Source organism: Komagataeibacter sp. FNDCR2 (genome assembly GCF_021295395.1).
GTDB lineage: Bacteria > Pseudomonadota > Alphaproteobacteria > Acetobacterales > Acetobacteraceae > Komagataeibacter.
In genome coordinates, this window is record NZ_JAIWOU010000001.1 from 2,498,017 (window position 1) to 2,519,631 (window position 21,615).

Sequence of the window (21,615 nt, forward strand, 5' to 3'; positions counted from 1 at the left end):
TGGGGCACGCCGCCGTGTCACCCGCCCGTTCCACATCCGGATATGTCCGAGGTAGTACCATGAGCATCAATCACCCCTCCTTTGGCCGCATGGACGCGAACCGCGTCATCATTTTCGACACCACCCTGCGTGATGGCGAACAGTCTCCCGGCTTTTCCATGAACCTGGCCGAAAAGCTGCGCATGGCCGAGGCGCTGGAGGAACTGGGCGTCGATGTGATGGAGGCGGGCTTTCCCGTCGCGTCGAAGGGGGATTTCGACAGCGTCCACCAGATCGCGCAGAAGATGAAGGATACGGTGGTGTGCGCGCTGGCGCGCAGCGGTGGCAAAAACGATATCGCCAGCGCGGGCGAGGCGATCCGCCCGGCGAAGCGCGGGCGGATCCACAACTTCATCTCCACCTCGCCGCTGCACATGAAGTACAAGCTGCGCATGGAGCCCGAAACGGTGCTGGAGGTGATCGAGGCGGGCAACCGCGCCGCGCGCCAGTTTACCGATGACGTGGAATGGTCGGCCGAGGACGGCTCCCGCACCGAACCCGATTTCCTGTGCCGCTGTGTCGAGACCGCGATTCGCGCCGGGGCCACGACCATCAACATTCCCGATACCGTCGGCTATTCCACGCCCGAGGACATGGCCCGCATTTTCGCGGATCTGCGCGCCCGCGTGCCCGGCGCGGACGGGGTGATCTTTTCCACGCACAACCATAACGACCTGGGGCTGGGCGTGGCCAACACCATCGCGGCGCTGAAGGCGGGCGCGCGGCAGGTGGAATGCACCATCAACGGCATTGGCGAGCGCGCGGGCAACGCGGCGCTGGAGGAAATCATCATGGTGCTGCGCACGCGCCATGACGTGCTGCCCTATACCACCGGCATCCATACCGAGCGCCTGCTGCGCACCTCGCGCATGCTGGCCACCATCACCGGCTTCGACGTGCAGCCGAACAAGGCCATCGTGGGCCGCAACGCGTTTGCGCATGAAAGCGGCATCCATCAGGACGGAATCCTGAAAAACGCGGCCACCTACGAAATCATGACGCCCGAAAGCGTGGGCTGGACCCGTTCGTCACTGGTGCTGGGCAAGCATTCCGGTCGCGCCGCCTTCCGCGACAAGCTCCAGGCCATGGGGTATGACGGGCTGGAGGAAGCGCAGTTCAACGAGGCGTTCACCCGCTTCAAGGATCTGGCCGACCGCAAGAAGGTCATCTACGACGAGGATCTGGCCGCCCTGGTCGATGACGAGGTGCGCGACCATGCCCGCATCCGCTTCGTCGCGCTGGATGTGACCGCCGGTTCCCGCCGCCCCGCCACCGCCGATCTGGTGCTGGAAGTGGATGGCGAGAAGCGCGAGGCGCAGGCGCAGGGGCAGGGGCCGGTCGATGCCGCCTTCAACGCCATCCGCGCCATCGTGGCCCATGACGCGAGCCTGCAGCTCTATTCCGTCGGCGCGGTGACGGAGGGCAGCGACGCGCAGGCCCGCACCACCGTCCGGCTGGAGGAAGGCGGCAAGCTGGTGGACGGGCAGGGCGCGGATGCCGATACGCTGGTCTCCGCCGTGCGGGCCTATGTCCATGCGCTGAACAAGCTGCTGGTCAAGCGCGATCGCGCCGAACCCGCTGCACTGGATGCCTGAACCAACCCGCCACCCCGCCGCGACGTACTGCGGCGAGGTGGCCCCGTGACCGGGCGCGCCCGGGCGTCAGTAACCGTATCTCAGTAACCGTCTCCCTCACCCTGCGGGTAGTTCTGCTGCCCGTAACCGTAGGGCTGTGAATAGCCACCCTGCTGCGGCTGCGGCTGGCCATAGTAACCGCCCTGTCCGTACCCCTGCTGCGGGTAGCTGGGCTGGGCGTAGCCCTGCTGGGGCATGGGCTGGCCGGCGCCGGGCGCGTTCGGCGGTGGCGCGCCGGGGGGTGGCGGGCAGCTTTGCGGCGGGTAGCCCGGCGGCAGCACGCGCCCGTCAGGGCACATGACGGAGGGCGGTTGCGCCACCGGGTGGCGGCGTGGCGTCGTGGCCGCCCCGATGGCGGCCCCCCCGCCAGCCCCGGCCAGCGCCCCGATGGCCGCCCCGGTCCCCCCCCCGCCAGCCCGCCGATCAGCGCCCCGCCGCCCGCGCCGATCAGCCCGCCGCCAATGGCGCGTTCACCCGGGTCGCGGGTGTTCTCGCATGCGCCAAGCCCCAGACACAGCCCGGCGGCCAGCAGCACGGCGGGGCGGAAGGTCACGGGGCGAGAAGAAATGTTCATATATGTTTTCCCGGTATCGCGCGTCGGGTGGCACGATGACACCCGGACCGCGGTAAGATGTAAATGGTATGCCAGTAATGGTCTGACCATGTCCAAAGCAGGGCGTTTTGTAACAATCAGCGGCGGAGGGGCGGAATTTAACAAATTAAAATCATCTGGCCCCTTGCCCGCGCCTGCCTGCCCCGGTAATCCCTCGTACCGATCCAGACGGTTTTCGACGGAAAGCGCAGGCATGTCGCGATGGCATGGATTGCCAGTCCGGGCGTGGGACGGTCCTGTCTGGTGTGGATGTCGGGAGTTCTGGATGTTTGCTCGTGTACTGGGTCTGCTTTCCGCTGACATGGCGATCGACCTCGGCACGGCGAATACGCTGGTTTACGTCAAGGGGCGGGGTGTCGTCCTGAACGAACCTTCGGTCGTCGCGCTGGCAGAGGTACGGGGCAAGAAACAGGTTCTTGCCGTGGGCGAGGAAGCCAAGCAGATGGTTGGCCGCACGCCCGGCAACATTACCGCCATCCGCCCGCTGCGTGACGGTGTGATCGCGGATTTCGAGGTGGCGGAGGAAATGATCAAGCATTTCATCCGCAAGGTGCATAACCGGCGCATGTTCGCCAGCCCGCTCATTATCGTATGCGTGCCCTCCGGCTCGACCGCCGTCGAGCGCCGCGCGATTCAGGAAAGCGCGGAAAGTGCCGGCGCGCGCAAGGTTTTCCTGATCGAGGAACCGATGGCCGCCGCCATCGGCGCGGGCCTGCCGGTGACCGAGCCTTCGGGCAGCATGATCGTCGATATCGGCGGCGGCACGACCGAAGTGGCCGTGATCTCGCTTGGCGGCATCGTCTATGCCCGTTCCGTGCGGGTGGGCGGCGACAAGATGGATGAGGCGATCATTTCCTACATCCGCCGCAACCATAACCTGCTGATTGGTGAAAGCTCGGCCGAGCAGATCAAGATCCACCTCGGCTCCGCCATGCCGCCCGATGACCCGGATGATCCGGGGCCGTGGCGTGAGGTCAAGGGACGTGACCTGATCAATGGCGTCCCGCGTGAGGTCGTGGTGTCGCAGGCGCAGATTGCCGAGAGCCTGGCCGAGCCTGTCAGCCAGATCGTGGACGCGGTGACCACGGCGCTGGAAAACACGCCGCCCGAACTTGCCGCCGATATCGTGGACAAGGGCATTGTCCTGACCGGCGGCGGCGCGCTGCTCTACCGTCTGGATGAAGTGTTGCGACGCGCGACCGGCCTGCCCGTTACGGTGGGTGAGGATGCGCTGTCCTGCGTGGCGATGGGCACCGGGCGGGCGCTGGAGGAAATGAAGCGCCTGCGCAATGTACTGACAAGCATGTACTGACGAACGGGACGGTACGCCGCCAGCCAGGGTTTGAAGGCCGGCGTGCCGATAGGGGAGACGCAGGACGATGCAGGTCCGGCGATCAGGCACGGTAGGACAACCCGGCAGGCACGACGGCACCGTCGCGCGTGAAGGGGCTGGCTGATGCCCGTCTCCATCCAGTTCCGCCAGGCGCTGGGCAAGCTGGTCCTGCCCGCGCTGATTCTCGTGGCCTGCGGGGTGATCCTGCTGGGCAAGGCGGATCGCGCGCTTGTTGAAAGACTGCGCATGCGCACCGCCGACCTGCTTTCCCCCGCCTATGCGCTGGTGGAGTGGCCGCAGGAAAAGCTGCGCTGGCTTTCGGGCAACCTGCAGGACATCCGGAATCTGGAGGCGGAAAACATCCGCCTGCGCGCCGAAAACGCCTCCCTCCGGCACTGGTACGACGTGGCGGCGGCGCTGGCCGATGAAAACGCGACGCTGAAGGCCAACCTGCACTGGATTCCCGATAACGCGCCCAGCTTCGTCACCGGGCGGGTGGTGCGTGACACCAGCGGGCTGTACGCGCGCGCGGTGCTGCTGGCGGTCAATCCCGAAACCGCGCTGGCCAAGGGGGGCATCGCCCTTGATGGCGCGGGTCTGGTCGGGCGGGTGACGGAAGTGGGCAGGCGCTCGGCGCGGGTGCTGCTGATCACCGATTCGTCCAGCAGGCTCCCGGTCACGCTGGAAGCCAGCCACGCGGCCGCCATCATGGCGGGGGACAATTCGCCCATGCCGCGCATCATCTTCTACCCGCAGGACAATGTCCCGATCGAAGGTGAGCGCGTGGTGACCAATGGCGAAATCGAGAACCTGCCCGCGGGCCTGCCCGTGGGGCATGTGCATTACCTGCGCCCCGGCCTGCCGGTCGTGGTGCCGGCGGCGGCGCTGGACCATGTCGATACGCTGCGCATCTTCAATTATGAAGACAGCATAGCCCCCCCCGACGCGCCGGGTCGCGTGCCGCTGCCCGCCGTTGGCCGCACCATGGTCCTGCCGTCGCAGTTCCAGATCAACCAGGACCGGGGGCTGCACGGATGAAGGCCTTCACCCCCCCGCCGATCCGCCCGGGAATCCACCCCCGTTCCGGCCTGGGCAACAGGGTGGACCAGGGCATGCGGCGCAGCGTGCCCTGCCTCATGGTGTTTTTCGTGACGCTGGTGCTGTCCGCGCCGCTGAACCTGCCGGGGCAGGTGGAACTCATGCCCGCCATCGTCATGGCGCTGGTGTTCCTGTGGTCGGTGTTCATGCCCGCGGTCATGCCCTCGCTGGCGGTGTTCGCGCTGGGCCTTTGGGCGGATATCCTCAGCTTCGGCCCGGTCGGGGTGCTGCTGCTCATGATGCTGATCGTGCACGGGGTGGCGCTGTCGGGACGCTACACGCTGGCACGGACCAATTTTTTTATGCTCTGGCTTGTGTTTGGCGTGGTGATGGCGGGGGTTACGGCGCTACAATGGGTGCTGTGTTCCGCGCTGGCCCTGCATGTTGTGGAGTTTCTGCCTTTTGTTTTCGAGACAGTTCTGTCCTTCGGCAGTTTTCCTGTCCTGTATGCAGGGTTTGTCTGGACTTACCGTTTTGTCGTCAATAACGCGGACCACTCCTGAAACGGGTGGAATGGCCTGTCCGTGCCGGATGAGTGAATGACGTTTCGTAAGAAGAAGTCCGGCAACCGGCTCATGTCCCGCCCCGAGGAAGGCCGCAATCCCTCCCGTGGCGTGTTCACGCGCCGCGCCCTGCTGCTCATGGCCACGCAGGGGGCCATACTGGGCGCATTGGGTGAACGCCTGTACGGGCTTCAGGTTCGCGAGGGAAGTCATTATGCGAAACTTGCGGAAAACAACCGCCTGAGCAAACGCTTCTTCGCCCCGCCGCGCGGGCGCATTACCGACCGCTTCGGCATTGCGGTCGCGTCCAACCGCATCAACTGGCGCGCCCTGCTTCTGGCCGAGGAAACCAGTGACATTCCCGGCACGCTGGCGCGTTTTGCCCAGATCGTGCCGCTGGAGCAGCGCGACACGGTGCGCATCGAGCATGAACTGCGTCACAAGCGGCGGTTCATCCCGATCATGCTGCGTGATTTCCTGTCGTGGGATGACATGGCGCGGCTGGAACTCAACATGCCCTCGCTGCCCGGTGTGCTGATTGATGTGGGCACCACGCGCGTCTACCCGTTCGGGCCGCTTCTGGCGCATGTGGTGGGCTATGTCGCGCCCCCGGCGGAAAAGGACGTGGTGCATAACGCCGAACTCGCGCTGCCCGGCATGCGCGTGGGGCGCGCCGGCATCGAGCAGACGCAGGATCTGAACCTGCGCGGGCAGGTCGGCTCGGTGGAGATGGAGGTCAACGCCGTGGGCCGCGTGATGGCCGAGCTTGACCGTGACGAGGGACTGACGGGCGACGAGATCGCCCTTACGATCGACAGCGGCCTCCAGCAGCAGGTGCTTGCCCGCATTGGCGAACAGTCGGCCAGTGCCGTGGTCATGGACTGTCGCAATGGTGAGGTGCTGGCCATGGTCAGCAACCCGTCCTTCGATCCCTCCCTGTTCGATAGCGGGGTGACGCAGGCGCAGTGGATCGAGTGGACCAACAACAGCCAGACCCCGCTTATCAACAAGGCGGTGTCGGGGCTGTATCCGCCCGGTTCCACCTTCAAGCCCGCCGTGGCCATGGCGGCGCTGCGCGCGGGCACGCTCTCGCCGTCCGACCGGATCAACTGCCCCGGATACATCGATGTGGGCGGCACGCGCTTTCACTGCTGGTCGCGCTATGGCCATGGTTCGATCAACCTGCGGCAGGGACTGAAATATTCCTGCGACGTCTTTTTTTACGAAGTCGCCCGCCGCACCGGCATGGACACCATCGCCGCGACATCCGAACTGTTCGGGCTGGGTGCGAAACTGTCCGAAATCGAGCTGCCGCATGTGCGTCAGGGCCTGATCCCCACGCCCACATGGCGGCGCGCGCATGGCCATCACTGGAACGGGGGCGATACGATCGTGAGCGGCATCGGGCAGGGCTTCGTGCAGGTGACGCCGCTGCAACTGGCCACCTATGCCTCGCGCATCGCCACGGGGCGCAACGTGCAGCCGCACCTGATCCGCTCGGTTGCCGGGCGCATGGGGCAACTGACCGATCTGGGCCATGCGCCCGACATGACCATGCCCGAACATTTCTTCGAGGACATCCGCGCGGGCATGTTCGCCGTGGTGAACGAGGAAGGCGGCACCGCGCCCAAGGCCCGGCTGGATATTCCCGGTGTACAGATGGCGGGCAAGACCGGCTCGGCGCAGGTGCGGCGCGTCTCACGCGCGATGCGTGAAAGCGGGCATTTCAATTCCGCCAGCCTGCCGTGGGAGTACCGGCCCCATGCGCTGTTCATATGCTATGCCCCCTATGACGCGCCGCGCTATGCTACGGCGGTGGTGATCGAGCATGGCAATGCGGGCGCGGACGTCGCGGCCCCCCTTGCGCGTGACATCATGACCGATACCCTGCACCGCGATCCGGTCAATCACCGCGAACCGCCGGGGCAGGAAGTGGCGCAGGCCGACGTGGACTGATCCACGCGCCTGTCCCCTTGTCGGGGGTGCGCCATGCCCTGCCTGTTGTGGAGGACGCCATGAAATTCCAGAAGCGCCTGCTGCGCGCCGAACCCAATTTCCAGATCCTGACCAAGCTGTGGCAGGTCAACTGGCTGTATGTGCTGCTGATCTGCGCGCTGGCCGTGGTGGGGTATGGGGCGCTTTATTCCGCGGGTGGGGGCACGCCGCGCCCGTTCGCGGGGCCGCAATCCATCCGCTTCTGCTTCGGGCTGGTCATGATGCTGGGCCTTGCGCTGATGAGCCCGGGCATTCTGGTGCGCATGGCATGGCCGCTCTATATTTTCTCGATCATGCTGCTGGTGGCCGTGCTGCGCATGGGGCATGTGGGCAAGGGGGCGGAGCGGTGGATCATGCTGGGCGGCATACAGGTCCAGCCCTCGGAACTGGCCAAGATCGCGCTGGTGCTCATGCTGGCAAGCTGGTTTCACAAGATCAGCTACCGCAGGATGGGCAATCCGCTGCTGCTTCTCCCGCCAGCACTCATGGTGCTGCTGCCCGTCGCCCTGGTGCTGAAGGAGCCCAACCTGGGCACCGCCGTCATCATCGGCACGGTGGGGGCGAGCATGTTCTTCGGCGCGGGCATGCGGCTGTGGCAGATCGCCCTTGTGGTGCTGCCGGTGCCTTTTCTGGCCCGCATCGCCTACGGCCACCTCCATGATTACCAGAAGGCGCGGGTCACCACTTTCCTCCATCCCGAAAGCGACCCGCTGGGGGCGGGCTACAACATCATCCAGTCAAAGATCGCGCTGGGGTCGGGCGGCATGTGGGGGCAGGGCTACCTGCAGGGCACGCAGGGGCAGCTCAACTTCCTGCCGGAAAAGCAGACCGACTTCATCTTCACCATGATTGCCGAGGAATGGGGCTTTGTCGGCGGGATCATCGTCATCGGCATGCTGCTGCTGCTGGTGTTCGGCGGCATGCTGATCGCCATGCGCAGCCGCAACCAGTTCGGGCGGCTGCTGGGGCTGGGCATTTCCATGAACTTCTTCCTCTACTGCGCGGTCAACCTGTCCATGGTGATGGGCGCGATCCCGGTGGGGGGCGTGCCGCTGCCGCTCATTTCCTATGGGGGGTCGGCCATGCTTATGGTGATGTTCGGCTTCGGGCTGCTCATGTCCGCATGGGTGCACCGCAACGCGACCTTTGGCGAGACGGTGGGGGAAGACGCCTGATGGCGGGCATCGTGCCGCCCACGCCCGCCGTGCACCGTTCCTACCGGCTCAGCACCTATCATGCGCCGGGGCTGCCGGTTATCCGCATCGGGCACCGGCCGCGCTGGCATGGCCGCGCGCCGAAGGGCGACATCGTGCTGCTGAGCGCGTGCAACCCCGGTGGCAGGCTGTACGCACCGGGCTGGAACCGGCGGATGATGCCGCATCTGGCGCGGCGTCTGCGCGGTCTGGATCATACCCTGGGGGAGGGGCGGCTGGGCCGCTGGTCCGAGCCACTTTATGCGGTGCGGGTGCCGCTTGCGCGCGGGCTGGTGCTTGCGCGCGCGTTCCGGCAGAACGCGGTGGTGGTCGTGCATGGCGACCGGCCCGCGCGGCTGGTCTATCTGGCCTGACACCTGTCGGGGTATCAGGCCAGCGCCGGGATCAGCCCTCGATCTGGCTGAAATCGGCAATCAGCACCGTCATGCGGCGCAGTTCGGACAGCAGGCGCAGGCGGTTGGCGCGTACGGCGGGGTCATCGTCATTGACCGTCACGGCTTCGAAAAAGCGGTCAAGGGCGGGACGCAGGCTGGCCACGTCGCGCATGGCGTCCGCATAGCGTTCCTGTCCGATGGCCTGTTCCACGGCGGGAATGGTTTTTTCCAGTTCGCCCGCCAGCGCCGTCTCCTCCGGCTGGGTATAGAGCGCCGGATTGGGCGCGCCCTCATGCGGGCCGTCCCTGCGGTCCTCGATGCGCAGGATGTTGGCCGCGCGCTTGGTGGCGGCCAGCATGTTGCGTCCGTCCTCGGTCGCCAGCATGTCGGCTATGGCGGTGGCGCGGGCCAGCAGGCGCACGATGTCGGTATCGGTATTGCCAACCGACACGGCGGCCAGAATGTCATGCCGCGCCCCTTCGCCGCGCAACTGCACGCGCAGGCGGTCCGCCACGAATTCCGGCAGCGTGTCCAGATCGGGGGCCAGCCGCAGTTCCTCCGGCAGGCCCTGCGCCGCTTCCCAGAACACGCGGGCCAGATCGAGCCGCAGCCCGTTTTCACGGATGATGCGGATCACGCCCAGCGCCGCCCGGCGCAGCGCGTACGGATCGCCCGAGCCACCGGGTTTTTCACCCACGGCAAAGAAGGCCACCAGCATGTCGATCTTGTCAGCCAGCGCGACAGCGACCGATACCGGGGCGCGCGGCACGTCATCCTGCGGGCCACGCGGCATGTAATGCGCGCCGATGGCTTCGGCCACGGCATCATCTTCATGGTCATGGCGGGCGTAATAGGCGCCCATGATGCCCTGCAACTCGGGGAATTCACCAACCATGCCGGTGGTCAGGTCCGCCTTGCACAGCAGGGCCGCGCGTTCGGCCTGCGCCGTGTCCGCGCCCGTAAGCCCGGCCAGGATACCGGCCAGGCGCACGATACGCCGCACCCGCGCGCCCTGGCTGCCCAGCGCCGCGTGGAACACGATCCGCTCCAGCGCGGGCACCCGGCTTTCCAGCGTATGGGCGCGGTCCAGATCCCAGAAATGGCGGGCATCGGCAAAGCGGGCGCGCAGGACGCGCTCGTTACCGGCAATGGTCAGCGCGCCGCCATCGCGCGGCAGGAGATTGGCCACAAAGGCGAAGCGGGGCGCTGCCGACCCATCCGCGTTGCGCAGTGCGAAATAGCGCTGGTTCACGCGCATGGAAACCTGCATCACCTCGGGCGGCAGGTCCATGAATTCGTCATCGATGCGGCCAAGGAAGGGAACAGGCCATTCGGTCAGGCCCGCCACTTCATCGATCAGGCCGGGATCGGCCACGACATTCAGCCCTTCCTCACCAGCCAGGCGGGCCACGCCTTCGGCGATGAGGGTGCGGCGGGCGGCGGCGTCGGGCTCCACCTCATGCGCGCGCAATCCGTCCAGCCATGTCTGGACGCTGGTGACGGCGAACGCGCCGGGCGCGGTAAAGCGGTGGCCTTCGGTCAGGTTGCCCGAGCGCAGGCCGTGACCATCATCATCGCCTTCCGCCAGCGTGAAATCGACGGTCTTTCCATCAAGGATACAGACAATCCGGCGCAGCGGGCGCACCCATGTAAAGGCGCTGCCTTCGCCCCAGCGCATGGATTTCGGCCATGGGAAGCGGCGCAGCAGGCCGGGCAGCACGGTCGCGACCTGCTGGGCCGCGGCAACGGGCGGCACGCTGCGGCGCAGCAGCCAGAATCCGTTTTCCAGCACCAGCGCGTCACGTTCCACCCCATGCTTGCGCATGAAACCGGCCAGCGCCTTTTCGGGCGCGCTTTCACGCGGGCCGCGTTCCTCCACCATGGCGCCGGGCACGGTGCCCTCCACGGCAAGAGACAGGGCGATGCGGCGCGGCCCGGCGAAGGACGTGGCCGCGCGCGGCTTCAGCGCGGCCAGCGCCTCGCACACGAGACGTTCGAGATCCTGCGCCGCACGCGCCTGCATGCGGGCGGGGATTTCCTCGGAAAAGAGTTCGATCAGAAGTTCGGGCATGATCTCTTATTCCTCGCCCGCCAGCCACGCTTCACAGCAGCGCCTGGCCAGCGTGCGTACGCGGCCAATATAGGATGCGCGCTCGCTCACGCTAATGACGCCGCGCGCATCGAGCAGGTTGAACAGGTGGCTGGCCTTCAGGCACTGGTCATAGGCGGGCTGGGCCAGCCCGGCTTCGGCCAGCGTGGTGGACTCACGTTCCGCGTCGATGAAGTGGCGGTGCAGCATCTCCACATCCGCCAGTTCGAAATTATGGCGCGAGTAATCGCGCTCGGCGCGCAGGAACACATCGCCATATTTCAGGCCCTGGCCGTTGAAGTCGAGGTCATAGACATTCTCGACCCCCTGCACGTACATCGCCAGCCGTTCCAGCCCGTAGGTCAGTTCGGTCGAGGGGACGACGGTGGGAATCCCCCCCACCTGCTGGAAATAGGTGAACTGCGTCACCTCCATCCCGTCGCACCAGACTTCCCACCCAAGGCCCCATGCGCCGATGGTGGGGTTTTCCCAGTCATCCTCGACAAAGCGGATGTCGTGCTCCAGCGGGTCGATGCCGATGGCGCGGTAGCTGTCGAGCAGCAGCTTCTGGCTTTCATCGGGCGTGGGCTTGAGCAGCACCTGGTACTGGTAATAGTGCTGGAGACGATTCGGGTTCTCGCCATAGCGCCCGTCCGACGGGCGGCGGCAGGGCTGCACGTAGGCCGCTTTCCACGGGCGCGATCCCAGCGCGCGCAGGGTCGTGTGGGGTGACAGCGTGCCGGCGCCCACCTCCGTATCATAGGGCTGGAGGATGGCGCAGCCCTGTTCAGACCAGAACTGGTGCAGCTTCAGGATCAGCCCCTGGAACGACAGCGGGCGGGAAGACGTGGGTGATCGGGGCACTGGGGCCGGGTCCATGAACGAGATGCTCCGGTAAACGGGGACAGGTATGCACCATCTGGCGCAAAAACGCGGGGCAGCATACCGTCATGCCGCCCGTACCGGAAGGTCGCGCGTGCCCCCGGCCCAGACGCGCCGCGCATGGCGGCCCCGGTCTTGCACATTGCATCGGTACGGACCACATCTGCGCAGTACGGTTTCCCAGCCCAAGGCAGGACAGACAGGATGAATGACCAGGAACGTGATCTGATCACACAGTTTTTCGCCCGCATAGGTGGCGCCACGACAGGCAGCGTGCCGCAGACGACATCGTCCCTCCCACCGATCGACCCGCAGGCCGATCAGTATATCGGGCAGATGTTCCAGAAATATCCTGAAGCGCCCTACCGCGTGACCCAGATGGCCGTGGTGCAGGAAGCGGCGCTGGCCGAGGCGCAGAACCGGATTCGCCAGCTCCAGTGGCAGCTCCAGCAGGCGCAGCAGCAGCTCCAGCAGCAGCAGGCCGCGCCCCCGCCCTCGGGTGGCGGCGGGTTCCTCAGCGGTATGTTCGGGGGTGGGCAGCGCGCGCAGGCCGCCCCGCCGCCGGGCTGGGGGAATGCGCCTTCCGCCCCCCCGCCGCAGCCGGTTTACCCGCCGGGCATGCAGCCGGGCATGTTCCCTTCGCGCGGTTCGGGCTTTCTGGGTTCGGCGCTGACCACGGCCGCTGGCGTGGCGGGCGGCATGATGGTGGGCAATGCGCTGACCGACCTGTTCAGCGGGCATCATGACGCGGGCGGCTTCGCCGGTGGCATGCCGCAGCCGGGCGAGACCATCATCAACAATAATTATGGTGACAATGGCGCTGGCGCGGATCCGTTTGCCGGTGGTGGCGCGAGCGCCGATTCGGGCTTTGACGCCGGGGGTGATTCCGGTGGATTCGACGATGGCGGTTTTGACGCGGGCGACGATAACAGTTTCTGACACGCGGCAGGCCAGTGCAGGAAAGGGGCATCCGGTTCGGGTGCCCTTTTTCGTTCGGGGGAGGGGAGCGTGACGCAGCAGCGTGAACTGGCGCTTGATCCATGCCCGCCCATGGCCATGCGCCCCGAATGGCTTGATGACGGAGCCGTGATCCTGCGCGGCCATGCGACGGCCCATGCGGCGCGGATGATCGCGGAGATACGGCGGATCGCCTGTCTCGCGCCCTTCCGGCGCATGACGACACCGGGCGGTGGCGTGATGTCCGTCGCCATGACCTGCTGTGGCGCGCGGGGCTGGTGCAGCGATGCGCGCGGCTATCGTTACGTGGCGGTGGACCCGCGTACGGGCCAGCCATGGCCCGCCATGCCCGAAACATGGCGGGGGCTGGCCATCACTGCCGCGCGGGCGGCGGGGTATGACGGGTTTGAACCCGATTCGTGCCTGATCAACGGCTACAGGCCCGGCGCGCGCATGGGGCTGCATCAGGACCGTGACGAACGCTCCGACGCGCCGGTGGTCTCCGTATCCTTCGGCCTGCCCGCCATTTTCCAGTGGGGTGGGGTACGGCGTACGGACCCGTTACGACGCATCCCCCTGCTGCATGGGGATGTGGTGATATGGGGCGGGGCGTCGCGTTACGTCTTTCACGGCATTGCCCCGCTGCGCGCGGGCGCGCATGCGGTGACGGGTTCGTGCCGCTATAATCTTACATTCCGGCGCACGTTGTAAGCATTTGATGGAACACAATAAAAGTTTTTGGGTGCCGCCTTTTTTCCAAAAGGCGGCGTTCCCTGAAGCCTTTTGAAAAAAGCGTCACCCAAAACCTTTTTGAGGATTTACGGAATGTCCTGTCAGCCCTTCAGGGCCGCGGCCTGCCGGGCGCGCTGGGTAATCGCGGCCTGATCCGGCGTGCCAGCCGGGACCAGCCATGATCCACCCACGCACAGCACGGAGGGCAGGGCCAGCCACTCGGGCGCCGTTTCCTGCTTGATGCCGCCGGTGGGGCAGAAGCGTACCTGACCGAACGGGGCGGACAGCGCCTTGAGCGCGGGGATGCCGCCCGCCGCCGTGGCGGGAAAGAACTTGAAATGTGTCAGCCCAAGGTCGAGCCCGCGCATGATGTCGCTGGCGTTCGCCGTGCCGGGCAGCAGCGGCACTTCGGCGGCGCGCGCGGCCTGCACCACGCCCGTCGTCAGGCCGGGGCTGACAATAAAGCGCGCGCCCACATCGACCGCGCTTTTCAGGTCATCGCCATTCAGCACGGTTCCGGCACCGACAACGGCCCCTTCCACCTTGGCCATTTCCGCAATCACCTCCAGCGCGCATTCGGTGCGCAGCGTCACCTCCAGCGCGCGCAGGCCACCGGCCACCAGCGCTTCCGCTATGGGGCGCGCCTGCGCGGGGTCGTGAATGACCAGAACCGGAATAACCGGGGCGATTGTCATGATGTCCTGAATCTGGGCCATGGGCTGGCCTCCTTTCATATCGGTTCGCGACCGGACAGGCCGCGCTTACGCGTTCTCTTGTGCGGCCATGCGGTCCATGGAGGCAAGGATGGCGGACGCCCCGCGTTCGGGGCTGTCCACGTTCCCGCGCATGAGCGCGAACAGTTCCCGCCCGGTGCCGGACTGCGGCGCGGGGGGGCGTGCGGGCGTGCGGTCGCTCCATTGCGCTTCGGGCACCAGCATTTCAATGCGGCCCGTGCGGGCGCAGACGCGCACCATGTCCCCATCGCGCAGCAGCGACAGCGGGCCGCCGACATAGGCTTCCGGCCCGATATGGATGGCGGCGGGCACCTTGCCGCTGGCGCCCGACATGCGGCCATCGGTCACAAGGGCGACCTTGTGCCCCCGGTCCTGCAATACGGCAAGCGTGGGGGTCAGCTTGTGCAGTTCGGGCATGCCGTTGGCCGCCGGCCCCTGGAAGCGCACCACGACGACCACATCACGGTCCAGTTTCCCGTCACGGAAGGCGCGCAGCACGTCTTCCTGATGGTCGAAAACCGCCGCCGGGGCCTCGATCGTCCAGCGTTCGGGGGCGACGGAGCTGGTCTTGTAAATGCCACGCCCCAGGTTGCCCTCCATCAGCCGCATGCCGCCATCGGCGCGGAAGGGGTTGGCGGGCGCGCGCAGGATGCTCTCATCGGTCGAGGGACCGGCCTCTTCCCATACCAGCGTGTCATCGCGCATGCGCGGCGTGGTGCGGTAGGCGGCAAAGCCCCCGTTCGCCACGCTCAGGATATCGGGATGCAGCAGGCCCGCATCCAGCAGGGAGCCGATCAGGCTGGGCATGCCGCCCACCGCGTGGAAGGCGTTCACATCTTCCGACCCGTTGGGATAGACGCGGGTAAGCTGCGGCACGATGGAGGAAAGCCGGTCCAGATCGCTCCAGTCGATCACGATTCCCGCCGCCCGCGCGATGGCGGGCAGGTGGATGGCGAGGTTGGTGGACCCGCCCGTGGCCAGCAGCCCGACAGCCGCGTTGACAATGGCGCGTTCATCCACGCACAGGCCCAGCGGGCGGTAATCATTGCCACGCGCGCCGATCTCGCTCAGGCGGTGGATGGCGGCGCGGGTCAGTTCCTGCCGCAGCCTGGTGTTGGGCGGCACGAAGGACGAACCGGGCAGGTGCAGCCCCATGACCTCCATGAGCATCTGGTTGGTGTTGGCCGTGCCGTAGAAGGTGCAGGTGCCGGCGGCGTGATAGGATCCCGATTCCGCATCCATCAGGCGGTCCTTGCCCACCTTGCCTTCGGCATAAAGCTGGCGAATGCGCTGCTTCTCGCTGTTGGGCAGGCCCGATGGCATGGGGCCGGAGGGGATCAGGATGGCGGGCAGGTGGCCAAAGCGCAGCGCGCCGATCAGCAGGCCGGGAACGATCTTGTCGCAGATGCCCAGCATCGCGACCCCTTCATACATGCCATGGCTCAGCCCCACCGCCGTCGAAAGGGCGATGACATCGCGGCTGAACAGCGAGATTTCCATGCCCGGCAGGCCCTGCGTCACGCCATCGCACATGGCGGGCGTGCCACCGGCCACCTGCGCGGTGCCCCCCACCTCACGCGCGAACAGCTTGATCTGTTCGGGGTAGCGGCCATAGGGCTGATGGGCGGAAAGCATGTCGTTATACGACGTGATGATGCCCACATTCATGCCCTGCGCCGCGCGCAGGCCCGATTTGTCATCTCCCGCCGCGGCAATGGCATGGGCCAGGTTGCCACAGGCCAGGCGGGGGCGGCTTATGCCGTTCTCACGCTCACGCGCGATCAGATCCAGATAGGCGCGGCGGGTGCCAGCCGAACGGGCGATGACCCGTTCGGTCACGGCGGTCAGGACAGGGTGCAGGCTCATGGATACTCACAGACATTGATGGACCTGCCCGCGCATGCATGGGCAGGTTCGCCATCCATTGCACCAGCAACGATAGCGGGTTTGAAAGCGACCGGAATGTGCGAATATCCCATGGCCGCGTAGCATGAGGTCATCTATTTTAAAAAACACCCCTAGATCAAGACATAAAATTATAAAATACATCATAAAATGACAACTTAATTATGAAAGCGAATGAAACAGGGTCTGAAAGCGAACATCTGGCCCGGTGAAAATGTTGCCTTTCGGGCAGGCCGCATCACGCCCATGCCATGACGGGACAGGCATGGCTTCTATAAAACCGTTATATTTCAGTATATTGAGGCTTAATCTCCCGTTCGTTCCCGCCCGCTGGAGCGAACATGCGTATTGATCCGCATGGGCGCGCGAAACGACAGGCCCGGCAGCGGGCCATGACACGATCCGGAAAGGGGAAGGGGGCAGGGAATGGTGAGCCGGGTGGGATTCGAACCCACGACCATTCGATTAAAAGTCGAATGCTCTACCGACTGAGCTACCGGCTCACAGCGCCTGCGTGGCAGGCGGATACACGGTAAAAACCGCGATAAGCTGCCTTGCGCAGGTCTCTAAACATCCTGGGCGGGGGTGTCAACCTGTGCATGTCCGCCAACGGGCGGCGTGAACAGGGAAAATACCGTTGCGCGTGACTGTACGGGCCAGCTTCCGTCAATCCGGCGGGTAATGGCCACTCCGGCCACGCCGCCGGGGGCTGTTCGCCCCCCGCCAGCGCGTGTTTTTCACCGCCAGCCGCCAAAAGTGGTCGCTCCGGCTGGCGGCGGTTCACCGGGCGTGGATGGCCCGGTGGGCCGGATCAGCCTTCGGCGTCGGCGGGACGCATGCGGATGATGCGGTCAGGATCCTGCACCATGCCGCTCTGGCCCGCGCCGCGCTTGATCTGGTCGATATGGTCCATGCCTTCGATCACCTGCCCCACGATGGTGTACTGGCCATCGAGATGCGGGGAAGGCTCAAACATGATGAAGAACTGGCTGTTGGCGCTGTCCGGGTTCATGGTGCGGGCCATGCCCACCGTGCCGCGCTCGAACTTCGCCTCCCGCGTGAACTCGGCCTTCAGGTCCGGCAGCTTGCTGCCCGACGTGCCGGTGCCCGTCGGGTCGCCGCCCTGCGCCATGAAGCCATGGATCACGCGGTGGAAGGGGGTGTTGTCGTAAAAACCTTCCGCCGCCAGCGTGCGGATACGCTCGGCCGCAAGCGGGGCGATATCGGGGCGCAGGCGGATCACCACCGGCCCTGTCTTGAGTTCGACGTTGATCAGGTCGGACTTGTTTTCTGTAGCAGACATCGTGATCCGTTTCGTAAATGAAGATGTGGGAAAGCCGGGCCACGCCTGCGACCCGGCCTCTGTCAGCCGCGCAGGCGGGTGAGGATGTGCCTGCGCGTAAAGGGTGGGACGAAGGCGGAAATGTCCCCATCCAGCCGGGCTATTTCCTTCACCAGCCGGGAGGAGATGTACTGGTGCCCCTCCCGCGCCATAAGGAACACCGTGTCAATGTCGGGCGCGAGATGCTGGTTCATACCAAACATCTGGTTCTCGTATTCGAAATCCGCAACCGCCCGCAGCCCGCGAATGATTGCATGCGCCCCATGCGTACGCGCCGCATGCACCACCAGCCCGGTAAAACCCACCACGGTAATGGGCGTGGCGCGCCCGGCATTGAGGGGGGCGATATCGGTGCGCAGGCACAAAAGCCGCTCCTCCAGCGGGAGGAGGGGGTGCTTGTCGCGGTTTTCCGCCACGCCGACCACCAGCCGGTCCATCAGTCCCGCCGCACGTTCGATAATATCCATATGCCCGCTGGTGACGGGATCGAACGTGCCGGGATAGAAGCCGGTACGCGAAGCCGGGGCCTCAGTCATCCTGTCGCGCATCGGCCACGGGTGGGGTGCTGTCACCGTCGGTCGGGGCGTCATCCTCCCCTTCCTCATCACCGTCATCCATGACGGGGAAGACGCTGGTGACTTCCTCGGTATCGTTCAGGCGGAACAGGGTCACGCCGCTGGCCTGGCGCGACATGACGCGCACCTGGTCTATGGGCAGGCGGATCAGGCGGCCCGCATCCGTCACCAGCATGACATCCGTGCCGTCCAGTACCGGCAGCGTCGCCACCACGGCGTTGCCGCGCTTGTTGGCGGAGAAGGTCATGTTGTTGATGCCCTGCCCGCCGCGTCCGCTCACCCGGTAGTCATAGGCGGAGGACCGGCGGCCAAAGCCCGCGTTGCTGACGATGAGCAGCACTTCCTCCGCCGCTTCCAGTTCAGTGAAGCGTTCGGGGGACAGGGGCAGGTCTTCGGCGGTTTCGCTGTCGTCATGCGCCATGACCTCCTCGGCGTCCTCCTCACCGGCGGCGGCTTCGGCGCGGCGGCGGGCGTTGGCCATGCGCAGGTAGGCGGCGCGTTCCTCCACCGATGCCTCGACGTGGTTCAGCACGCACAGGCTGTTCACGCTGTCGCCTTCCGCCAGCTTGATGCCGCGCACGCCCGAACTGCCGCGCCCGGCAAAGACACGCAGCGTATCGTCCGTGATCTGGAAGCGGATGCAGCGCGCGTTGCGCGTGCCTAGGAACACGTCCTGCCCCTCGCGGCAGGTGGCGACGCCGATCAGCCGGTCATTGTCATCAAGCTTCATCGCGATCAGGCCCGATGAGCGGATGTTGCGGAAATCGCTCAGCCGGTTGCGGCGCACGCTGCCCGATGCCGTGGCGAAGACAAGGTGCAGGTTCTCCCACAGCTCTTCATCCTGCGGCAGGGGCAGTACGGCGGTGATCGTGTCGCTGCCCAGGTCGGGCAGCAGGTTGACCAGCGCGCGGCCCTTGGCGGTGGGGCTGGCCTCGGGCAGGCGCCACACCTTTTCCCGATACGCCTTCCCGCCCGAGGAGAAGAACAGCACCCACTGGTGCGTATGCGCGTTGAAGGAACGCACGATGATGTCGTCGCCCCGGCGGCCCGCCGCCGTGCGGCCACGCCCGCCCCGGTTCTGCGCGCGGAAGATGTCCAGCGGCGTACGCTTGATGAAGCCTTCACGCGTGATGGTGACAACCATCTGCCCCGGCTCGATCAGGCTTTCATCGGTCTGGTCGCCCGCGTAATCCGCGATGTCGGTCGCGCGCGGGGTGGCCAGTTCGGCGCGGATGGTGGCCAGTTCCGTGCACATGACCTCCATGCGGCGCGGGCGGCTGGCGATGATGTCCAGCAGGTCGTTGATGCGGACCGCGACTTCGGAGAGTTCCTGCTGGATCTTGTCGCGCTCCAGCCCGGTCAGGCGTTGCAGGCGCAGCTCAAGGATGCCGCGCGCCTGTGCCTCCGTCAGGTGGACCGTGCCATCGACGATGACGTTGCCTTCGTCATGGATCAGTTCCAGCAGCGGGGCCACGTCGGCTGCGTCCCATGCCCGCGCCATGAGTGCAGCGCGCGCGGCGGCCGTGTCCGGGGCCGCGCGGATCAGGGCGATCACCGCGTCGATATTGGCCACCGCGATGACCAGGCCCACCAGCAGGTGCGCCCGGTCACGCGCCTTGTTCAGGTCAAAGCGCGCGCGGCGCAGGATGACTTCCTCACGGAAGCGGATGAACGCCTCCAGCACGTCCTTCAGCCCCATGAGGCGCGGCTGGCCACCATCGAGCGCCAGCATGTTCACGCCGAACGAGGTCTGGAGCTGCGTGAAGCGGTAGAGCTGGTTCAGCACCACTTCCGGCGTGGCCTCGCGCTTGATCTCGATGACGATGCGCATGCCCGAACGGTCGCTCTCGTCACGGATGTCGGAAATGCCTTCGACCTGCTTGGTGCGCACCAGATCCGCGATGCGCTCCTGCAGCGTGGCCTTGTTCACCTGGTACGGGATTTCGGTGACGATGATGGCCTTGCGGTCCTTGCGGATCTCCTCGATCTCGGCCTTGGCGCGGATGATGACCGAGCCGCGCCCCGTCTCGAACGCGCTGCGGATGCCCGCGCGGCCAAGGATGGTGCCGCCGGTGGGAAAGTCCGGGCCGGGCACGTAGTCCAGCAGGTCGTCCAGCGTCATGTCCGGGCGCGCGATCAGCGCCAGCGTGGCGTCGATGATCTCACCGGGGTTGTGCGGCGGGATGTTGGTGGCCATGCCGACGGCGATGCCCGAGGCGCCGTTGACCAGCAGGTTGGGGAAGGCGGCGGGCAGGATCTGGGGTTCCTGCTCGCTTTCATCGTAGTTGGGCTGGAAATCGACCGTATCGCGGTCGATGTCGTCCAGCAGGAAGGACGCGGCCTTGGCCAGGCGGGCTTCGGTATAACGCATGGCGGCGGGGGAATCGCCATCCACCGAGCCGAAATTGCCCTGCCCGTCGATCAGTTTCACCCGCATCGACCATGACTGCGCCATACGCACCATGGCGTCGTAGATGGAGGAGTCGCCATGCGGGTGGTACTTACCCATCACGTCACCGACCGCGCGGGCCGACTTGCGATAGGGCTTGTCGTGGGTGAACCCGCTTTCGCGCATGGAATACAGGATGCGGCGATGGACCGGCTTCAGCCCGTCACGCACGTCCGGCAGGGCGCGGCTGACGATGACGGACATCGCATAGGCCAGATAGGAGGAACGCATTTCCTCCTCGATCGTGACCGGCAGCATGGCGGACGGGGGCAGGGGATCGTCGGGTATCTCGGTCAAGGCAGTTCCGTCATGTCAGGGTTATCCCGCCCGTCGCGGCCGCGCGGGCGCAAGGGCGGGACAGAAGGCAGGCATGGCCCACCGCGCGGCGGCCATCATGTCCCTGCGTGCATATAGCATGGCCAGCGGCCCGGCGCGAAGCGCCGCGCGGGGCCTAGAACGGGATTTCATCATCCAGGTCGCTGCCGCCGGCGGGCGCGTCCCAGCCACCACCGCCACCGCCGCCACCCGCCGGGCGGTCGTTGTTCCGCTGGGGCTGGCTGCGGGCTGGCGCGCTATAGCCACCGCCACCGCCGCCATAGCTTCCGCCGCCGTAACCGCCGCCCGCGTCATCGCCGCCGCCTTCGCCGCCACGGTTGCTGTCCAGCAGCACCAGGTCGCCACGGAAGCGGTCCACCACCACTTCGGTCGTGTAACGGTCCTGCCCGCTCTGGTCGGTCCATTTGCGGGTCTGGAGCGAGCCTTCCAGATAGACCTTGCGGCCCTTGCGCAGGAAGCGCTCGGCCACGTCGCCGATGCGTTCGTTGAATATGACCACCCGGTGCCATTCGGTCCGCTCGCGGCGTTCGCCCGATGCGCGGTCATTCCATGTGTCGCTGGTCGCCAGTGTGAGCGAGACGATCTTCGCCCCGTTCTGGCTGGTGCGGACCTCCGGGTCCTTGCCCAGATTGCCCACGAGAATGACCTTGTTGACGCTGCCCGCCATATGCTGTCCTGCTGCAGTTCGAGTATCGGGACCGGCAGATACGGGCCGGAGCCCCTGCCGGGAGCCGCCCGGGCCGCCTGCTGGCGACCGTCGCGGAATATGCGCGGCGATCCTACAGGAAACTCCCGCTCATTGCGAGTGCGC

At 66.2% G+C, this 21,615-nt stretch carries 18 protein-coding genes and 1 tRNA gene; 9 read left to right on the forward strand and 10 right to left on the reverse strand.

Annotation, left to right across the window (positions count from 1 at the left end; genetic code table 11):
• Positions 1-59 precede the first annotated feature (59 nt).
• Entirely contained in the window at positions 60-1,634 is a 1,575-nt protein-coding gene (locus tag LDL28_RS11925) for a 2-isopropylmalate synthase (RefSeq protein ID WP_233058740.1), read from the forward strand.
• A gap of 80 nt (positions 1,635-1,714) precedes the next feature.
• Here LDL28_RS11925 and LDL28_RS11930 read toward each other — a convergent pair whose 3' ends face one another.
• Positions 1,715-1,972, reverse strand: a complete 258-nt coding sequence (locus LDL28_RS11930) for a hypothetical protein (protein WP_233058741.1) — start codon at positions 1,970-1,972, stop codon at positions 1,715-1,717.
• A 579-nt stretch (positions 1,973-2,551) separates the two neighbouring features.
• On the opposite strand from LDL28_RS11930, the gene LDL28_RS11935 reads away from it, so the two are divergent.
• The 6 genes from LDL28_RS11935 to LDL28_RS11960 all read left to right on the forward strand — a co-directional run bounded on the left by LDL28_RS11935 (position 2,552) and on the right by LDL28_RS11960 (position 8,782).
• Positions 2,552-3,598, forward strand: a complete 1,047-nt coding sequence (locus LDL28_RS11935; protein WP_233058742.1) for a rod shape-determining protein — start codon at positions 2,552-2,554, stop codon at positions 3,596-3,598.
• Positions 3,599-3,742: 144 nt separating this feature from the next.
• Positions 3,743-4,657 (forward strand): rod shape-determining protein MreC, encoded by a 915-nt coding sequence (gene mreC, locus LDL28_RS11940; protein ID WP_233058743.1) that lies wholly within the window; start codon positions 3,743-3,745, stop codon positions 4,655-4,657.
• Positions 4,654-5,220, forward strand: coding sequence for a rod shape-determining protein (locus LDL28_RS11945; RefSeq protein WP_233058744.1), 567 nt, complete (start codon positions 4,654-4,656; stop codon positions 5,218-5,220). Before mreC ends, LDL28_RS11945 begins: the two co-directional genes overlap by 4 nt.
• A 36-nt stretch (positions 5,221-5,256) precedes the next feature.
• The gene (gene mrdA, locus LDL28_RS11950; RefSeq protein ID WP_233058745.1) at positions 5,257-7,176 is read left to right on the forward strand and encodes a penicillin-binding protein 2; all 1,920 of its coding nucleotides are present in this window, start codon (positions 5,257-5,259) and stop codon (positions 7,174-7,176) included.
• 59 nt (positions 7,177-7,235) lie between these two features.
• Positions 7,236-8,390, forward strand: a complete 1,155-nt coding sequence (gene rodA / locus LDL28_RS11955; RefSeq protein WP_233058746.1) for a rod shape-determining protein RodA — start codon at positions 7,236-7,238, stop codon at positions 8,388-8,390.
• Complete coding sequence (locus LDL28_RS11960; protein WP_233058747.1) at positions 8,390-8,782, forward strand: DUF3293 domain-containing protein; 393 nt, start codon at positions 8,390-8,392, stop codon at positions 8,780-8,782. Before rodA ends, LDL28_RS11960 begins: the two co-directional genes overlap by 1 nt.
• A gap of 31 nt (positions 8,783-8,813) precedes the next feature.
• On the opposite strand, the gene glyS is transcribed toward LDL28_RS11960, so the two are convergent.
• Positions 8,814-10,874 carry a glycine--tRNA ligase subunit beta gene (gene glyS / locus LDL28_RS11965; RefSeq protein ID WP_233058748.1) on the reverse strand — a complete coding sequence of 687 codons (2,061 nt, stop codon included), beginning with the start codon at positions 10,872-10,874 and terminating at the stop codon, positions 8,814-8,816.
• A 6-nt stretch (positions 10,875-10,880) separates the two neighbouring features.
• Positions 10,881-11,771, reverse strand: a complete 891-nt coding sequence (locus LDL28_RS11970) for a glycine--tRNA ligase subunit alpha (RefSeq protein ID WP_233058749.1) — start codon at positions 11,769-11,771, stop codon at positions 10,881-10,883.
• Positions 11,772-11,978: 207 nt separating this feature from the next.
• On the opposite strand from LDL28_RS11970, the gene LDL28_RS11975 reads away from it, so the two are divergent.
• Both LDL28_RS11975 and alkB read left to right on the forward strand, forming a co-directional pair.
• The gene (locus tag LDL28_RS11975) at positions 11,979-12,713 is read left to right on the forward strand and encodes a DUF2076 domain-containing protein (protein WP_233058750.1); all 735 of its coding nucleotides are present in this window, start codon (positions 11,979-11,981) and stop codon (positions 12,711-12,713) included.
• A 111-nt stretch (positions 12,714-12,824) separates the two neighbouring features.
• On the forward strand, positions 12,825-13,442 hold the full coding sequence (gene alkB, locus LDL28_RS11980) for a DNA oxidative demethylase AlkB (protein WP_233059291.1): 618 nt from the start codon (positions 12,825-12,827) through the stop codon (positions 13,440-13,442).
• A 122-nt stretch (positions 13,443-13,564) separates the two neighbouring features.
• On the opposite strand, the gene eda is transcribed toward alkB, so the two are convergent.
• The 7 genes from eda to ssb form a co-directional block, all read right to left on the reverse strand.
• Positions 13,565-14,179, reverse strand: coding sequence for a bifunctional 4-hydroxy-2-oxoglutarate aldolase/2-dehydro-3-deoxy-phosphogluconate aldolase (gene eda, locus LDL28_RS11985; protein WP_233058751.1), 615 nt, complete (start codon positions 14,177-14,179; stop codon positions 13,565-13,567).
• A 45-nt stretch (positions 14,180-14,224) separates the two neighbouring features.
• The gene (gene edd, locus LDL28_RS11990; RefSeq protein WP_233058752.1) at positions 14,225-16,063 is read right to left on the reverse strand and encodes a phosphogluconate dehydratase; all 1,839 of its coding nucleotides are present in this window, start codon (positions 16,061-16,063) and stop codon (positions 14,225-14,227) included.
• A 466-nt stretch (positions 16,064-16,529) separates the two neighbouring features.
• Positions 16,530-16,605: transfer RNA gene (locus LDL28_RS11995), tRNA-Lys, on the reverse strand.
• Positions 16,606-16,913: 308 nt separating this feature from the next.
• Positions 16,914-17,405 (reverse strand): peptidylprolyl isomerase, encoded by a 492-nt coding sequence (locus tag LDL28_RS12000; protein ID WP_233058753.1) that lies wholly within the window; start codon positions 17,403-17,405, stop codon positions 16,914-16,916.
• Positions 17,406-17,467: 62 nt separating this feature from the next.
• Entirely contained in the window at positions 17,468-17,980 is a 513-nt protein-coding gene (coaD, locus tag LDL28_RS12005) for a pantetheine-phosphate adenylyltransferase (RefSeq protein ID WP_233058754.1), read from the reverse strand.
• The gene (gyrA, locus tag LDL28_RS12010; protein ID WP_233058755.1) at positions 17,973-20,765 is read right to left on the reverse strand and encodes a DNA gyrase subunit A; all 2,793 of its coding nucleotides are present in this window, start codon (positions 20,763-20,765) and stop codon (positions 17,973-17,975) included. The genes coaD and gyrA overlap by 8 nt, the downstream gene beginning before the upstream one ends.
• A gap of 154 nt (positions 20,766-20,919) precedes the next feature.
• The gene (gene ssb, locus LDL28_RS12015; protein WP_233058756.1) at positions 20,920-21,471 is read right to left on the reverse strand and encodes a single-stranded DNA-binding protein; all 552 of its coding nucleotides are present in this window, start codon (positions 21,469-21,471) and stop codon (positions 20,920-20,922) included.
• Positions 21,472-21,615: the final 144 nt, after the last annotated feature.

Excerpts from the sequence above, each read along its gene's own strand:
- LDL28_RS12000 (WP_233058753.1), bottom strand. The coding sequence starts at position 17,405 with ATGTCTGCTACAGAAAACAAGTCCGACCTGATCAACGTCGAACTCAAG.
- LDL28_RS11970 (WP_233058749.1), bottom strand. The coding sequence starts at position 11,771 with ATGGACCCGGCCCCAGTGCCCCGATCACCCACGTCTTCCCGCCCGCTG.
- rodA (WP_233058746.1), top strand. The coding sequence starts at position 7,236 with ATGAAATTCCAGAAGCGCCTGCTGCGCGCCGAACCCAATTTCCAGATC.
- LDL28_RS11945 (WP_233058744.1), top strand. The coding sequence starts at position 4,654 with ATGAAGGCCTTCACCCCCCCGCCGATCCGCCCGGGAATCCACCCCCGT.
- LDL28_RS11925 (WP_233058740.1), top strand. The coding sequence starts at position 60 with ATGAGCATCAATCACCCCTCCTTTGGCCGCATGGACGCGAACCGCGTC.
- edd (WP_233058752.1), bottom strand. The coding sequence starts at position 16,063 with ATGAGCCTGCACCCTGTCCTGACCGCCGTGACCGAACGGGTCATCGCC.
- LDL28_RS11975 (WP_233058750.1), top strand. The coding sequence starts at position 11,979 with ATGAATGACCAGGAACGTGATCTGATCACACAGTTTTTCGCCCGCATA.
- mreC (WP_233058743.1), top strand. The coding sequence starts at position 3,743 with ATGCCCGTCTCCATCCAGTTCCGCCAGGCGCTGGGCAAGCTGGTCCTG.
- glyS (WP_233058748.1), bottom strand. The coding sequence starts at position 10,874 with ATGCCCGAACTTCTGATCGAACTCTTTTCCGAGGAAATCCCCGCCCGC.
- LDL28_RS11930 (WP_233058741.1), bottom strand. The coding sequence starts at position 1,972 with ATGTGCCCTGACGGGCGCGTGCTGCCGCCGGGCTACCCGCCGCAAAGC.
- coaD (WP_233058754.1), bottom strand. The coding sequence starts at position 17,980 with ATGACTGAGGCCCCGGCTTCGCGTACCGGCTTCTATCCCGGCACGTTC.
- ssb (WP_233058756.1), bottom strand. The coding sequence starts at position 21,471 with ATGGCGGGCAGCGTCAACAAGGTCATTCTCGTGGGCAATCTGGGCAAG.
- alkB (WP_233059291.1), top strand. The coding sequence starts at position 12,825 with ATGGCCATGCGCCCCGAATGGCTTGATGACGGAGCCGTGATCCTGCGC.
- mrdA (WP_233058745.1), top strand. The coding sequence starts at position 5,257 with ATGACGTTTCGTAAGAAGAAGTCCGGCAACCGGCTCATGTCCCGCCCC.
- eda (WP_233058751.1), bottom strand. The coding sequence starts at position 14,179 with ATGGCCCAGATTCAGGACATCATGACAATCGCCCCGGTTATTCCGGTT.
- LDL28_RS11935 (WP_233058742.1), top strand. The coding sequence starts at position 2,552 with ATGTTTGCTCGTGTACTGGGTCTGCTTTCCGCTGACATGGCGATCGAC.
- LDL28_RS11960 (WP_233058747.1), top strand. The coding sequence starts at position 8,390 with ATGGCGGGCATCGTGCCGCCCACGCCCGCCGTGCACCGTTCCTACCGG.